Consider the following 13,461-nt stretch of genomic DNA (forward strand, 5'->3'; position numbering starts at 1 on the left):
TATTGATTATTCTGGTTTATGACTCCCGTTCACCCAGTTTTGCATCCATAAAAAGGATAGCACTGTCTCCGGCTTTCCTTAGCCGACTAACAATATTGAGTACATTCGCTTCTTCTTCTACCTGCTCACGAACAAATTGCCACAAGAAGTTCTGAGTGGCATTGTCTTTCTCTTCGGATGCTACCTGTACCAATTCATCAATCAGTTTGGAAACATGTTTTTCATGCTCCAAAGCATGTTCGAATACTTCAACAGGGTTACCCCAACCTTGTGGAACCACATCGACCTTGTCCACTTTCGGGGTTGCCTCACGCTTAATCATGTACTCAGCAATGGCATATGCATGCCCGATCTCTTCTGCAGATTGTTTCTGCATCCAGCGAGCCATTCCGGAAAAGCCCTCTCTTTCCAGATAAAAAGACATCGATAAATACAGGTTGGCAGACCATAATTCTGCTGTGATTTGCTCATTCAGGGCATTTTGCAATTTTTCAGTCATGACGAATCAAACTTTTAATGTTAATAATAAATCCAAATTATCTCTCTTCTTTAAGAACAAGCATGGGCTTGTTTCAAAATTTCAATTAATACCGGACGTATCCCGCTGATAAAACATTCCACGGCGATCACCATCAGAATAAGTCCCATCAGTCTCATCATTACATTGTTTCCCGTCTCTCCCAAGATTTTTAAAAGCTGGGTGGACGCGCACAGAATAAAGAATGAAAGAATGCAGACCAAAGCGATTACGCCAAGCAATACTATTTTGAAAGTATATTCCGAAGCATCTTCCATCAATGTTATTCCACTGGAAATCGCTCCCGGACCGCATAACATCGGAATGGCAAGAGGTGTGATGGTTATATCTTTGGAATATTCTTTTCGTTCAGTTTCATTCAGTTTCACATGGGTGAAATGTGCCTGCAACATATCATATCCGATTTTAAAGATGATGATACCTCCCACAATCCGGAATCCGTCTGTTGAGATGCCGAAAAAATGAAACAGGAACCTGCCCGATAATGTAAAAAGGACTAATATGATAAATGCAATGGTACATGCTTTCAAGGCGATACATCTGCGTTCTTTCGTATCCATTCCATCAGTCATTTGCAGGAATACCGGCATCACTCCAAGCGGGTCCATCAAGGTGAATAGCGAAGTGAAACACAATGTTATATATACAAATATATCCATGATGACATATATTTTATTGTCGATTATTATATCGCAAAAAACATACCAGATAGCATTCTGCAATATTAAATTTTGCAGAATATCAATCTTAAATCCATACCGTCAAAAATAAGGTAGTCTCCGTTCGTTTTCCTTGGCGAGGATACGTAATAATTCCATAAATACCGTACTTACATATATACGGTCTGCATACAGCCCGCTGATGAAAGAATGGAAGGACATGTTCACATTCCGGCATAATATGAGAAATGTGTTTACCTGACATGATATGTACTGCTCGTGTTCAAGCAATTCATTCAGGGCATTCAATGGCGTTGTCCATTCATGTGTATCCCGTTTCATTTCATTGATTGCAACACATCCTCCATCATGGCATATCCGATTCATCATCTGATAAACCTTGTTCATATTGTCCTGTGCTTGGGAGTTTAGCCAGGAGCTAAGTATTGGAAGCCGTTCATCTTCAAAATAGACCTGCAATGACAGGTATAAACCGGTTGACCATATTTCTGTATTGATCAACTCATTCATGGCGTTTTCTATTCGTTTATCCATTATCACTCTGAATATTGAAAATCCATTACTAATATTATGTGTTATTCCCTGTATATAAAAATTCCATTCGATTGTGGGTAACCCATAAAACGGAATTCTTAAACGAGGCTTAAATAATAGGATACTTATCCGCATAGACAAATTGTCACAAAAAATAGTGCTATGGTGTCTTTTTGTCTTGTCTTCCTTGCAGAATATCCAATAAGATATCCAGTTCTCTTTCTATTCCTTCAATCTTATCGGAAATACAGTCCAAAGTATTATGGTGCAGACTAGCTTTACAGTCCTGCAACTCTCTTGATAGAGAAAGTACCTGCAACCAAAGTTCTTCCTCTGTGTGACAGGGGGAGTTACTATTATCTAGTACCATAGAAGGAGAAGGCAGAAAAGTGTCTTGGCATGTAATTTGTATGATAATGAACGGTATGTCCCGAAAGAGACAGGATGGAAATGAAAGGATAGAATATTCCACAAAAGACAGTAACAAACGAAGGGGGGGGGAGTCGTTGGAGACAGTTGTCTCGCTTTTAAAACAAGTTGCTTTCATAATGTTTATAATAAGCCAACCCTGTTCCCTGGAGTTGTGTTTATATAAAGTTAAGCGTGGGAACTTTGGTATTACCGTTCAGAAGTATCCCCATACTCAACAACATATAATACACAAAGCCCCACGCCTATATATAACAAAAATCTATATAAATAGTACGTGGAGCGTCCAATGTATTATCCAATTGTTGTTTCGAAATTGGGGATTTCCTGAACTTGGATAATGCCTTAACGCTTTACTATAAATCTTCTATTTTTAAAAGACTAATACAAATGTAATAAAAGAAATGAATTCTTTCAAAGGAAATATCTCCTTTTTTAAGGGGTGGCTTAATTTTTCTTCATTAAAAGTCTTAGAATTACTGCCTGCCAAAGCCCGTCACAATTTTTTTGAAATCCTCAAGCTGTACATTAAGCTCTATATAGTACAAGCAGAAAAACAGACCATGATGCCGCAGGCAGTATAGGCCATAACCCACTCTTCCGTGAGTATCTTATCTATTTGACAATAATAAAAATGTAAAGGAGGATAATGGCATGGACAATATTCGTATCCCAATACATATAGGTTAACATATAAGGGAAAATGGTCACGGAGTCCACAAACCGTAGAATGAAAAAATATATTTCCATCGTGCACGGTTTATGCCTCTATCCGGATATTTGGCCGGTGCCGCAAAATGCACAATGCATACTCCATAAAAAACACCAGGGAGGAAAAATAAGTCATACTGAACAACGCCTGTCTGTAATGGGTCATGGATACAAATGGCCTACAGATAATGGCTGCAATGGATATAACGATACAATCAAGCACAAAATAATGTACGAACGTGCCTATCAGTTGCATTTGGATGAAGCAGTACCACTTCATGCGATGTTTGGTTAGATTGAGTATGGATATAGGGGCTTAAAAATTAGACAGATACAAATTTACTAAAAAAGGAGAGGCTGTCTCAAAAGAGGTGTTTACAAACTTACTTTTGAAGATTTCATCCTTTCAAACTGCTTTTTCGTTGCCATAAGCCTCCTAAGAGGCTACTTTTGCAAGATTATATGCTATGGCTAGCAGGGCGAACTCAATTTCAACCTTCTTAAATCCACGAAGATGGAACCTCTTGAAGTGCTTGTTGTTCTTGAGGTTTCCAAATACGGCTTCCACATCCTGTGGTCGCTGACTGCGATATTTCAGACCTTCATCAGAGAGTAGCTTTTCACGTTCTCTTTCCTTGATTTTCCTCAGACGGTGATTTACCTGTACAATCCTTTCCGAGCGGCTTCTGTAGCACCGGCATCTTAACGGGCAGCCCTTATAGTTACGTGCCTTGTATCTTGATATGGTCTGCACAAAACCGTTGTTTGTTACCCGCCTTGCATCGGAGAGTCTTTCCATTCTCTGTCCCGTAGGACAATACATGCCGTCGGTTTCTTCGTTATGAAAATAATTGTACTTTATAAAGGTTTCAATGCCATGTCTGAAAGCATACAGATAGTTCTCTTCACTTCCGTATCCGGCATCACAGACAGACACGTCAGGGTATCTGCCGTAGAGGGAATGGAAATCATCCATATGCAGAGGATAGGTGGAGGTATCGCCCAACACTGATGGATGGTATAGTTCAGAATGAACTGTTTATTGGTACTGAACTGGGGATTGTATCCGGGTTTGAGTTGTCTGTTCTTCATATGGTCATCTTTCATGCGCATGAAAGTAGCATCATTGTCTGTCTTTGAGTAGCTGTTACGTCCGTCAAGTATCTTTCCCTGCGATTCATATTTCTTGAGCTGTTCAGGCCATGACTTCCTTACACGTCTTACCTTCGCTTTCATCTTCTTGTCAGCATCCACTCCATTCAGGGCATCATCTATCTGCCCGAGTGCCTTTTCCACTTTCTCCGGGGTGATATCCTGATAGGCAACCGGAGCGGAATCACGCAGTTCCTGCTTGGTGAGGGACTCGGCGTATTGCCATATCTCCTCAAGCTGTTCCGCGATTCTGGATATGCGGGTATGTATAGATTTGCCCCCCAGACGAACGTATAACGGTTGGCGTTCACCTCCATCTTCGTCCCGTCAGTACAGGCCACATCCAGACTTACAAAACCTTCCGCCACGAGAAACTTTACAATGGTTGCAAATATCGTCTTCAGCACATCCTTTAGCCGGCTGCTGCGGAAACGGTTGATGGTATTATGGTCAGGAGTTACATTGCCGGTAAGCCACATGAAGCGTATGTCATTACGACAGAACTCTTCTATGCGACGGCTGGAATAGATATTACGCAAATGCATAGACAAGAATCTGAAGCATCATGCGTGGGTGGTACGCAGAACAGCCTTTAGGGGAATACTTACGGTAAAGTGCTTCAAGGTTTATCTGTTCAATGATGCGGTGAACAACCCGGACCGGATCGTTCCGGGGAATAAAATCGCCTAAACATGGAGGTAAAAGCAGATTATCGTTGGATGTGTAACTTTTAAACATTATCTTTGGGATATCTTACTTGATGCCCTAAGATACAAAAAATTAGGGAGATGGGCAAGTTCTGGCTGAGCGAAGTTAGGGCTTACCCGATTTTTTGCAGACACAAAAAAGGCCATCCCAAAGTTTATTTGAGACAGCCTTGTTTATTTTATGTGCAAATGTAACTGTTATCCTAAATAACCATTCAGAATTATTTCAGCATTTCACCTTTTTCGTTGAAAAACACAACGCTTTCGGTTCCGACGGCATCAACCAAAGTTACTTTATAAGTCTTTACGCCATCTTCTGCCACTTCTACGGCTGCTTCCTTAATGGTGGATTCAGCATAGTCTTTCTTGATGGCGTCCTGAACTGCCTGCGGGAGTTCCTTTATATCAATCGGTTTAAACTCGTTCACCATTGCAACGATTTCAACATCTGATGCCATGTTGTTAGCGAATGCTACTGAACTACCTAATCCCATTACCAGTGCTACTGCAAACAATACCTTTTTCATAATGCTAATTATTAAATTGTTAAACATCTTATCGTCTTACGCTAAAGAATAGACAATCACCGTGCCAAATAAATGGATATTTATCATATTGCTGTAAAACAGACCCTTATGAATTATTCATATTGCATAATGCAAATGTCTGATGGGCATTTTTTCTACAATGATGTGGAATGCGATACACATGGCTACACATGGTCTAACGACTGTGAATAAGAGAGTTGAGACGTTAAAATCATGCAGACGGCATGCGAAAGGAGTCGTAACGAAAGTAATCTCTCCATTACGGCTCCTGGTTATTATCCTTCTACTGTTAAAAAGTAATATCCAATTTCACCATGAATGTTATCGAACGATAGCCGCACTCCTTGCTCAACAGGTTGTTCACCATAAACTGGAAAGCGACTCCCTTTGTCACTTTCACGCCGAAGTAATTGCGTATATGTTCGTAAAGGAGATGGCCCATTCGCTGGGATTTGAAAATACGGCGTTCTTCACCCAATTCTTTAAACGGTTCACCGGCTCTACTCCGCAGGAATATAGAAAACATTAATCTGCCAGATACCTTTTCATTCGCGGCGAGTACTCTGTCCGGTAGTTTCCGCAACTGTCCGTATAGATAATGAAATTGTCAATTTCCGGATGCTCTTTCTACAACTGACGGGCTTTGCGGCTCCCCAACGTCATAAAGGCCGTTGCATAGGCATCAGCAAGCATGCACTGATGGGCAATAATTGTAGCACTCAATATATCCTTTTGAACCGGATATCCTGTTATCGGATTGATGGCATGAACGTATTTCCTTCCATCTTTCAGATAGAAATTACGGTAGTTGCCGGAAGTTGCGAGTCCCAGCCGTTCCGACAGTTGCACAATTTGTTCAAGCTCGGAGTTTGTTCCGGTACTGTCATCCTTCGGTCTGACAATGCCAATGCACCAATTCCACCCTTGCGGGTTCTTTCCTTTCGCTATCATTTCGCCGCCGATGTCTATCATATAGTTCGATATGCCTTTGCGGTCGAACAAACACGCGATTATGTTACAGATAGTACCGCCGCCGAGCACCGAGAAATTGAGCAGGATGCGGGGATCGTCTTTCATCACACGGTTGCCCTGTAAATGCACTTTTCGGAAGCCTACAAAGTGGCGGATACTGTCTACGAGTTGCGGAGTGATGCTGTCAAACTTTGTAAAGCCAAATCCCCACAGGTTGATAAGCGGTGCACAAGTTACGTCAAATATCCCGCCTGTTTGTTCCGACGCTTGCATGGCTGTGCGGAAAGGATTGCATCAAGTTATATATCTTACGATGTTTTTTGTGCCAAGTGTATCTCTATGTAGAATACATTTCTAATTAGCTAAGCGATATATGAAACTAATCTTATCGAAAATTTTGTCCGTATCTTCTCCGACCTTTGGGTTAATCAGTTCAGCATATATCTGCATAGAAAAGATTGATTTTGTGTCCTAATACTTTTGTAAAGTTTCTTATGGCACGCCTTTTAATATACCCGAAACAACAAAGGTATAATGTCCGATATGAAAAAAACTGGATTTTTATTGAAGCGAATCAATTCTTTTATTATTTTTACCTTTCCTTCCATAACCAACGTGGTGCGCCGTTGCGCCCTGCAGCTGCTCATGTCGAAACAGAAAACACTGGACAAGCAGACGCTGAAGGAAGCCTTACAGAAAGAAACACAGAAAATGTGAAATTATTACGTGGACTCCGACGGACCGCCCTGCTTGTGTTACCGGCTGCCTTGCCCGGGATGAACCTTTGAGATGCAACCGCCAGACAAAGGGGAAGAGGAACACTTCCATACCCGTAACCCGGCAGGACAGTCTTATGCCAGGGACACAACTATAGAAAAAAGGACAGACCTGATAGTAAGATGCGTTTGGTAAAAAAGGAAATGATGAATATTAATAATAGAAAAAGACATTTGTTCCGCAAAGCATACGCGGATATGTACATAAAAGAAGAGAAATATCTTCAAAAGGAGGATTGTTTTCCAGCCCCCCATTACTGGTAGTTTTTAGGAGATAAAGCCTAAGGATATTTTGTTTTTCTCACTTGAAAACCTTATTTTTGCATAACAAAAACGTCCTTTGAATGTATGCAAGATGAAACAAGCCGCTGAATTTCGCTCGTTTCTAAATAGTTACCTATTAAATAAAAATAACAAGAGAACTATTTAATTTTCAGTTAGATAGCAAAAGCATTGTGTTTCGCAAGGTAGGAACTTAAATTGGAAGTAAATCCCAAAATCCTTTTAAGTAGGGTTAATTGATAATTGAAGTTGCGCAAAGCTAGTTGATATTCTCGATAAGCCACTTCGGTACCTTCATCAGCAGTTATTAATGAAAACAGATAAGGAGAACTTGGATCAGTATTCATATACCTTCTTACCAATATCATTGCTTCCGGCGTCAATGTAACACTTAACTGCCGTCCGGTTTTACGACGACGATAAGTAAGCACGTTTTCTTCTAAATCACTTTTTTTCAGATAAGCTAAATCGACGAATGGTAATCCTCTGAGCATAAACATTAGTACAAATAAAGCGTGTGTCTTTTTCAGATAAGAAGGAGTAATTGGACCCGATGGTGAATTATCTAATAACTGTGCCATCTCACCATTGTCCAACGCTCGTTTTCGATCAGCACGCGTCCCGGTATAGACATATTTGAATAAATGCGGTACATAATTTGCCATATGGCACCTTATCGCCCTATTATAAACTGCTCTCAAAGTTCGCAGATAAGTAGAGACTGTATTCCAACTACATCCTTTTCCCCGTAGATGTGTTTCAAAACTCTTTATAAATTCAGGAGTCACTTTACGAAATGGAAGGTGACCATTTCCATGAAATGCAACAAGTGCATTCAAACTACTCTTATACACATGTGCAGTACCATAATTACCGCTCGCTTGTAGCTCATTAGCTACTTTCTGCATAAATGAAATCAAATTCCCCATTTTCTTCCTTTTGATTTTTTATAATTCCCCTGACTGCCACGATATCACAATACTTTGTTGTCCGATTTGCATTCGGAAAAATTTGAATAAAATTACACCTGAATGATATCATGCTAAGGGATTATTTCCCATTATTTGGCACTATTGCCACTTCCAATTACTAAAATTTTCCGTAGTTTGTTTATTTCCCATAGTGTTTTTTCATGAATATTATCAATTAATTATATACAAAAGATGCCCTATTTATGGGGATTTTAGTAAAAAGTAACATCATATGCAGTTCATTAAAACAGATTATTCGAATATGTGGAATCTACTAATATTTTATCCAAGCAACTTATCAAGAATGAATAATGTAATTGCATAAAGAGCAATACAGGTAGGAAAATAGATTATAAAGCGTAAGGAAAGTAATAAACTGAGTTCTAATAATGAGTTGCTAACTCTATTTTCATTAAAACCTAAAAGATAGGGGATTAATATGATTTTACTCAAATAAAAGTAAGCATTGATAACCTGTCGGGGAATTTCTTACATAGAGCATTCTTTGCAATGCTCTATGGGAAGGATTGCTTTGCTTTCTATTTCGGGGAAGCTTTACAAACGGTATTTAGTATCCATTCTGTTATATCCTTTAGAACTTCCTGGCTGATTGTTTCTTCTAAATCTCCATATTCAAGATGGTTACATGTTTGACAAGTCTGGAAAAAGTGATTCAGACCAGGATAAATTTTTACTGTTACATTTTTATTTCCGTTTTTAATGATTCCTTGTTGAATGGCATTTAAGTTCATGGCAGCATCTACTTGAACGTCTTTATCTCCATTGAGTGCAAGTACCGGGCATTTTATTTTATTCAGGGCTTCCGTCGGGTCATATCTCATAAAGTGGAGATACCATGGGCTGGTGGCTGCAGCGAGTTGTGTCGGTAGTTGGCGCATCACGTTTAAATCCTGAAGTTCCTCAGGTGATAGTAATTTTATTGCGTCGGCATACAACTCTTTTTGAAGTTCTTCTACTGTTTTATCTGTTTGTTGCAGTACAGTTGAGTATTGATGGCGGTAAATAGGTTTTTTCTTCTGCCAGACAGAATCCGGTTTACCTGTAGATTGATAAATCAATTCTACTTGCTTCAACATCATACTGTCTCCTCGTACTCCAGCTCCGGCCAATGATACGATAAATGCGACTGCCGGATTTTTCGCTGCTGTGATAAACGAGACAGTTCCGCCACAACTGTGACCAATAATCCCGATTTTCCGGGTATCTATTTCTTTTCTACTTCGCAGATAGTCCAATGCAGCTTTCGTGTCTTTGGCAAAATCCTCGTTGGTGGCACTTGCAAAGTTTCCTTGGGAAGCAGCCACTCCCCGGTCGTCACAACGTAGTACGGCAATTCCCTTTCGTGTGAGGTAGTCAGCTATAACAAGAAAAGGTTTGTGCCCTTTCGTCTCTTCATTTCTGTTCTGCGGACCACTTCCTGTCACCAAGATCACTGCGGGAAATCGGTTCCCTTTTTGCGGAAAAGTCAGTGTGCCGGCCAGGGTGATTTTATCTTGTTCATTCTTTATGCTGACTTCTTCTGTGTGGTATGGGAAAGGAGGGCGAGGTTCTTGTGGACGATGGTAGGCTTCTCCTTTTTGCAGATTCAATAGGAGTGGCAGGCCTTGTGTAAATATTCCGTTGATGGTATGGTCAGGATTTAACTTCCCTTTGAAAGAAGCACTGATGATAGGTATTTCGATCGTCAATGTAGAATCCTGAAAGCAAGTTGTTGCTGTTTTTATGTTCGAAACTCCTTGATCGGGACTATCGAGAGTGGTCACATAGTTTCCTTGCTCTGCGTGGTTGATATGGAAAACGATGGTTAATGATCCGTTTGGAAGAGTCAATTTGCCATGCCAGATACCAGTGATATCTTGTGCACAAAGAAAAGACGAGAATAATAATCCGATAATGGTTATGAAATGGAAATTTGAATATTTCATAATAGGGAGTTTTTGGTTTGGCGAAGATCTTTCTCTATTTGCAAACATACGCAAAAACTTTTAAATATGGTGTTGGTGGAATAGAATTCTCACGTTTCCACGTGGAACGGTAGCGATGTATTATAAACCAATAAAGAGGGATAATATCTTTTTTCTAGGTTATTAATACTTGAAAAGTTGAGTATTAATAGCTGAGAAACGAACTATTAATACTCAACAGGCTGATACATAAAGTACCGGATCAGGGTATCTGACACCTACTTATGTTAGTTGATAAACTCATAACCGGAGAGCTGGTATCTTTTTAGATCGCCATCTTTCGTCCTTTTGAGTTTTACCTCTCCTTTATCTGCTTCCAAAGTGACGATGTTATATTCTCCTTTCTTGAAATTATAGCTGATACCGTCATCTTCAAGAAGTTGGCAGCTAGCTGTAGGAGTGCCGTATACTTTGCAGTGCAGATTGAATACAGTTTGCGGGTCTACATAAGGAACGGGTTCGGACAGAGGCAATAATGTTCCCTGACGGACATAGAGCGGCAATTGGTCAAATTCCGTATTGATTTCGTACTCCTTATTCCCTTCATATTTCTCGTTCGTATTGAAGTTATACCATGTTCCTTCGGGGAAGTAAACAGTTCTTGATTTTTTATTCTCATAGAGAGGTGCAGCCATCAGCCCATCTCCGATCATATACTGGTTGCTGATATCACGCAGACGTTTATCCTTAGGATAATCCATCAATAAAGGACGGAAAGGAGGAATTCCTTCTTTATAATAAGCATAGAAAGCATTATAAAGATAAGGTATGAGCTGCATGCGTAGATTAATCAGTGTGCGTGCATAAGCCTCATATTCCTGGGCTTCCGGCAAAAACTCACCCCGCTCATTTTTTCCACGGTCGAATTGCAACCATGGTGCGTACTGCAAATACCAGGCATTCACCATGGCTTGCGGAGAAAGAATCACCGTTTGCAAGCGGTGGAAGAAGTCTTCGGCAGAGTGTGCTTCACGTACTTCCGGGCACCATAACAGACCGCCGAAAGCAGAGTTGCAAAGTGCTTGAATATATTCTTTATGATCATACGTATCACTGTAGAGCACCGCATTCCGTGAGGACATGAACATTCCCGAAGAACGGTAATCCTGATAAGCGCGGGTATTCATCTCACGATAAATACTGTCTATCGTATTCACATAAAGCGAGCCGAAGATTTGGTGCATCTGTTCGCCGTCAATTCCTGAAGGGAACTGTGCTGCGTCAGGGAAACACCAAGTGGCTGAGGCATAAGATATGTTCGAATTATCACATTCGTCGAGTTTAAAGCCGGAGATTCCTTCTTCTACCAGTGTGCGGTGATAATCACTGAATATCTTACGTGCTTCCGGTGTCAGAAAGTCCGGTACAAGCCCGTTCCAGACGAGGAAGTCACCCGAATAAGGTTCCATGTCTTTCCGGATTGGAGAAGAAGGATGAACGTAGGCATGTTCCCACAGATTGACTTTATAGCCTTTCTGTTTTAACTGATCCAGCATTTCCTTGTGTTTAGGAAAACGTTCCTCACTCCAGATGTATGAGCAGGAATAGGCTGCCGTTTGCCATCCCGGTTCCAGTCCCAACACATCACATGGAATCTGTTTGTCCCGGAAATAATCCGCGAAGCGGATGACCGAATCCTGTACAGCGTCTCCTTTCACCCGGTACTTGAATCCGAGTCCCCACATTGGAGGAAGGCATCCGCCGCCGGAAAGAAGGTTGTACCGCTTTACCACATCCAGTATCTCCGGTCCCGTTATAACAAACACTTCGATACCTTTTGCACCGGGGATGTCGATATATACTTTATTTCCATTACTTCTGTTCTTATATAAATCTTCTGTAGTGGTGGCAATCTTTTTTCTACCTTCTGCGTCCTGCAGATTTTGCTGTTTTTTTTGATTGGAACCGCATAAGAAAGTGGTATACCGGGCGGTATTGACCAGAATCCCGTATCCTTTGGTAGAGACGTAGAACGTCTGTGGAGCGTGTGTATATCCGAGCCCGTTCAGTGGATTGTCGTTTACTATCGGGCGTTTACGCATTCCACGTTGTCCGAAAGTCTCTATCTGAAGCCCGAAGCCGTAAAGTTGCTCGTCGTCTGCCAGAGGTACTTCGACCATACATCCCCGGTCTTTCACTTGTATGCGGACTTCATCCGGACTGAAAGGAAGTTCGGCTGTGGGGAGTTGTTTCATAGCCTCTAATGCAGGTTTCCCACCGAATAGTGCGTAAGGAGTATAAGTATCAATTTCTCCTGCTTGCAGTTTGATCACTCCCGGGGCAATCTCTTGCTGAGTCGGTAATTGTTCTGTCTGGCAGGCAGCGAGGAGCCCTCCTGTAAATAGAAGAAGATAAAGTCGTAATTTTCTCATTGCAATTTGTTTATGATGTTATACTTATATAAGACTTTTGAGTTCTAATTTTCCACTAAAAGTAATACATTTATTTTTAGGAAGAATCATGTCGCTTCTTTTTATTTCTTTGCAGAAGCCCTTTTTTTTCTGGTTGCATTAAGTAACTGTTTGGGTATGAAATCTTTTGGTTATCTCTATAATTTGTTTTTCGGAGGAATTTAGCAACGAAGAATGATTGGTAGGAGTGATTTGAATTGTTACTGCTTTACAAGCGATTACTAAAAAAGTGTATAAAATGGGGGGGCTTGTTCCAATAAAGAGAAACTTTTAATAATTTTGTCGGAACTAATAACAATAGATATGAAAAATTTATTTCTAGGTATAGCCTGTGTCCTGCTGGCAGGTTGTGCAAACTCTCCTAAGCAGGAAACTGTTACCTCTTGTTGTAATGATAAAAGTTCGATGGAAGTTGTACTGAATTTGCATCGGAAAGTAAAGCCCGAATATGTATCTGCTTATAAGGAGGCCTTTGCCAAATGCAAGGCCAATACTATTCAGGAAGTCGGTTGCGTGGATTATGGTGTATACCAATCTCCGGAAGATAGTACTGAATTTCTGATCTGTGAAGTCTGGGAAAATGAGAACGTACTCGCAAAACATGGGGAGACTGCTCATTTGAAACAGCTTTTGGAAGAGACTAAAGATATGTTTGACGGTGCATCTAATAAAAAGATTTATGTATGTGCTGAGGCGCAGAAATAAATTTTTGAAAGATAGAGGGAGACGTGTTTGCGAACTACTTAGACTCAGCCTTGGAATACT

At 40.6% G+C, this 13,461-nt stretch carries 12 protein-coding genes and 3 pseudogenes; 3 read left to right on the plus strand and 12 right to left on the minus strand.

Going from position 1 to position 13,461, the window contains the following annotated elements; all coding sequences use genetic code 11:
- Nucleotides 1-16: 16 nt before the first annotated feature.
- The 4 genes from CZ225_RS01820 to CZ225_RS24660 form a co-directional block, all read right to left on the minus strand.
- Complete coding sequence (locus CZ225_RS01820) at nt 17-499, minus strand: ferritin (RefSeq protein WP_005859444.1); 483 nt, start codon at nt 497-499, stop codon at nt 17-19.
- A gap of 50 nt (nt 500-549) precedes the next feature.
- Nucleotides 550-1,197, minus strand: coding sequence for a MarC family protein (locus tag CZ225_RS01825; protein ID WP_005851956.1), 648 nt, complete (start codon nt 1,195-1,197; stop codon nt 550-552).
- A 102-nt stretch (nt 1,198-1,299) separates the two neighbouring features.
- Nucleotides 1,300-1,752, minus strand: coding sequence for a ferritin-like domain-containing protein (locus CZ225_RS01830; RefSeq protein WP_008777875.1), 453 nt, complete (start codon nt 1,750-1,752; stop codon nt 1,300-1,302).
- A 160-nt stretch (nt 1,753-1,912) separates the two neighbouring features.
- The gene (locus tag CZ225_RS24660) at nt 1,913-2,122 is read right to left on the minus strand and encodes a hypothetical protein (protein ID WP_005654431.1); all 210 of its coding nucleotides are present in this window, start codon (nt 2,120-2,122) and stop codon (nt 1,913-1,915) included.
- Between the two features lie 789 nt (nt 2,123-2,911).
- Between CZ225_RS24660 and CZ225_RS01850 the strand changes: the two genes are divergently transcribed.
- Nucleotides 2,912-3,187: a hypothetical protein gene (locus tag CZ225_RS01850; protein WP_234982977.1), complete on the plus strand. Its 276-nt coding sequence runs from the start codon at nt 2,912-2,914 to the stop codon at nt 3,185-3,187.
- Between the two features lie 141 nt (nt 3,188-3,328).
- Here CZ225_RS01850 and CZ225_RS23135 read toward each other — a convergent pair.
- The 5 genes and pseudogenes from CZ225_RS23135 to CZ225_RS24125 all read right to left on the minus strand — a co-directional run.
- Nucleotides 3,329-4,782, minus strand: a pseudogene (locus CZ225_RS23135) (IS1182 family transposase).
- Nucleotides 4,783-4,972: 190 nt separating this feature from the next.
- Nucleotides 4,973-5,278 carry a hypothetical protein gene (locus CZ225_RS01865; RefSeq protein WP_005859437.1) on the minus strand — a complete coding sequence of 102 codons (306 nt, stop codon included), beginning with the start codon at nt 5,276-5,278 and terminating at the stop codon, nt 4,973-4,975.
- Nucleotides 5,279-5,588: 310 nt separating this feature from the next.
- Nucleotides 5,589-5,882 carry a hypothetical protein gene (locus CZ225_RS24815; protein WP_227220777.1) on the minus strand — a complete coding sequence of 98 codons (294 nt, stop codon included), beginning with the start codon at nt 5,880-5,882 and terminating at the stop codon, nt 5,589-5,591.
- Nucleotides 5,883-5,926: 44 nt separating this feature from the next.
- Nucleotides 5,927-6,544 (minus strand): FAD:protein FMN transferase, encoded by a 618-nt coding sequence (locus CZ225_RS01875; protein ID WP_077152772.1) that lies wholly within the window; start codon nt 6,542-6,544, stop codon nt 5,927-5,929.
- Between the two features lie 81 nt (nt 6,545-6,625).
- Nucleotides 6,626-6,817 (minus strand): annotated as a pseudogene (locus CZ225_RS24125) (site-specific integrase); the annotation flags it as partial.
- Between CZ225_RS24125 and CZ225_RS01880 the strand changes: the two are divergent.
- Nucleotides 6,815-6,988 (plus strand): hypothetical protein, encoded by a 174-nt coding sequence (locus CZ225_RS01880; RefSeq protein WP_005859435.1) that lies wholly within the window; start codon nt 6,815-6,817, stop codon nt 6,986-6,988. The pseudogene CZ225_RS24125 and the gene CZ225_RS01880 overlap by 3 nt on opposite strands.
- A 514-nt stretch (nt 6,989-7,502) precedes the next feature.
- Here CZ225_RS01880 and CZ225_RS01890 read toward each other — a convergent pair.
- The 3 genes and pseudogenes from CZ225_RS01890 to CZ225_RS01900 all read right to left on the minus strand — a co-directional run.
- Nucleotides 7,503-8,258 (minus strand): annotated as a pseudogene (locus CZ225_RS01890) (tyrosine-type recombinase/integrase); the annotation flags it as partial.
- A 581-nt stretch (nt 8,259-8,839) separates the two neighbouring features.
- A complete protein-coding gene (locus tag CZ225_RS01895) occupies nt 8,840-10,246 on the minus strand; it encodes an alpha/beta hydrolase family protein (protein WP_077155644.1) in 1,407 nt (468 codons plus the stop codon).
- A 266-nt stretch (nt 10,247-10,512) separates the two neighbouring features.
- A complete protein-coding gene (locus tag CZ225_RS01900; protein ID WP_077152775.1) occupies nt 10,513-12,657 on the minus strand; it encodes a TIM-barrel domain-containing protein in 2,145 nt (714 codons plus the stop codon).
- 342 nt (nt 12,658-12,999) lie between these two features.
- Here CZ225_RS01900 and CZ225_RS01905 point away from each other — a divergent pair, with 342 nt between their 5' ends.
- Nucleotides 13,000-13,401 (plus strand): putative quinol monooxygenase, encoded by a 402-nt coding sequence (locus tag CZ225_RS01905; RefSeq protein WP_077152776.1) that lies wholly within the window; start codon nt 13,000-13,002, stop codon nt 13,399-13,401.
- Nucleotides 13,402-13,461: the final 60 nt, after the last annotated feature.

The organism is Bacteroides bouchesdurhonensis (assembly GCF_900155865.1).
GTDB classification, from domain to species: domain Bacteria; phylum Bacteroidota; class Bacteroidia; order Bacteroidales; family Bacteroidaceae; genus Bacteroides; species Bacteroides bouchesdurhonensis.

Coding starts and splice junctions, on each gene's coding strand:
- CZ225_RS01820 (WP_005859444.1), bottom strand. CDS start 499: ATGACTGAAAAATTGCAAAATGCCCTGAATGAGCAAATCACAGCAGAA.
- CZ225_RS01825 (WP_005851956.1), bottom strand. CDS start 1,197: ATGGATATATTTGTATATATAACATTGTGTTTCACTTCGCTATTCACC.
- CZ225_RS01830 (WP_008777875.1), bottom strand. CDS start 1,752: ATGGATAAACGAATAGAAAACGCCATGAATGAGTTGATCAATACAGAA.
- CZ225_RS24660 (WP_005654431.1), bottom strand. CDS start 2,122: ATGGTACTAGATAATAGTAACTCCCCCTGTCACACAGAGGAAGAACTT.
- CZ225_RS01850 (WP_234982977.1), top strand. CDS start 2,912: ATGAAAAAATATATTTCCATCGTGCACGGTTTATGCCTCTATCCGGAT.
- CZ225_RS01865 (WP_005859437.1), bottom strand. CDS start 5,278: ATGAAAAAGGTATTGTTTGCAGTAGCACTGGTAATGGGATTAGGTAGT.
- CZ225_RS01875 (WP_077152772.1), bottom strand. CDS start 6,544: ATGCAAGCGTCGGAACAAACAGGCGGGATATTTGACGTAACTTGTGCA.
- CZ225_RS01880 (WP_005859435.1), top strand. CDS start 6,815: ATGAAAAAAACTGGATTTTTATTGAAGCGAATCAATTCTTTTATTATT.
- CZ225_RS01895 (WP_077155644.1), bottom strand. CDS start 10,246: ATGAAATATTCAAATTTCCATTTCATAACCATTATCGGATTATTATTC.
- CZ225_RS01900 (WP_077152775.1), bottom strand. CDS start 12,657: ATGAGAAAATTACGACTTTATCTTCTTCTATTTACAGGAGGGCTCCTC.
- CZ225_RS01905 (WP_077152776.1), top strand. CDS start 13,000: ATGAAAAATTTATTTCTAGGTATAGCCTGTGTCCTGCTGGCAGGTTGT.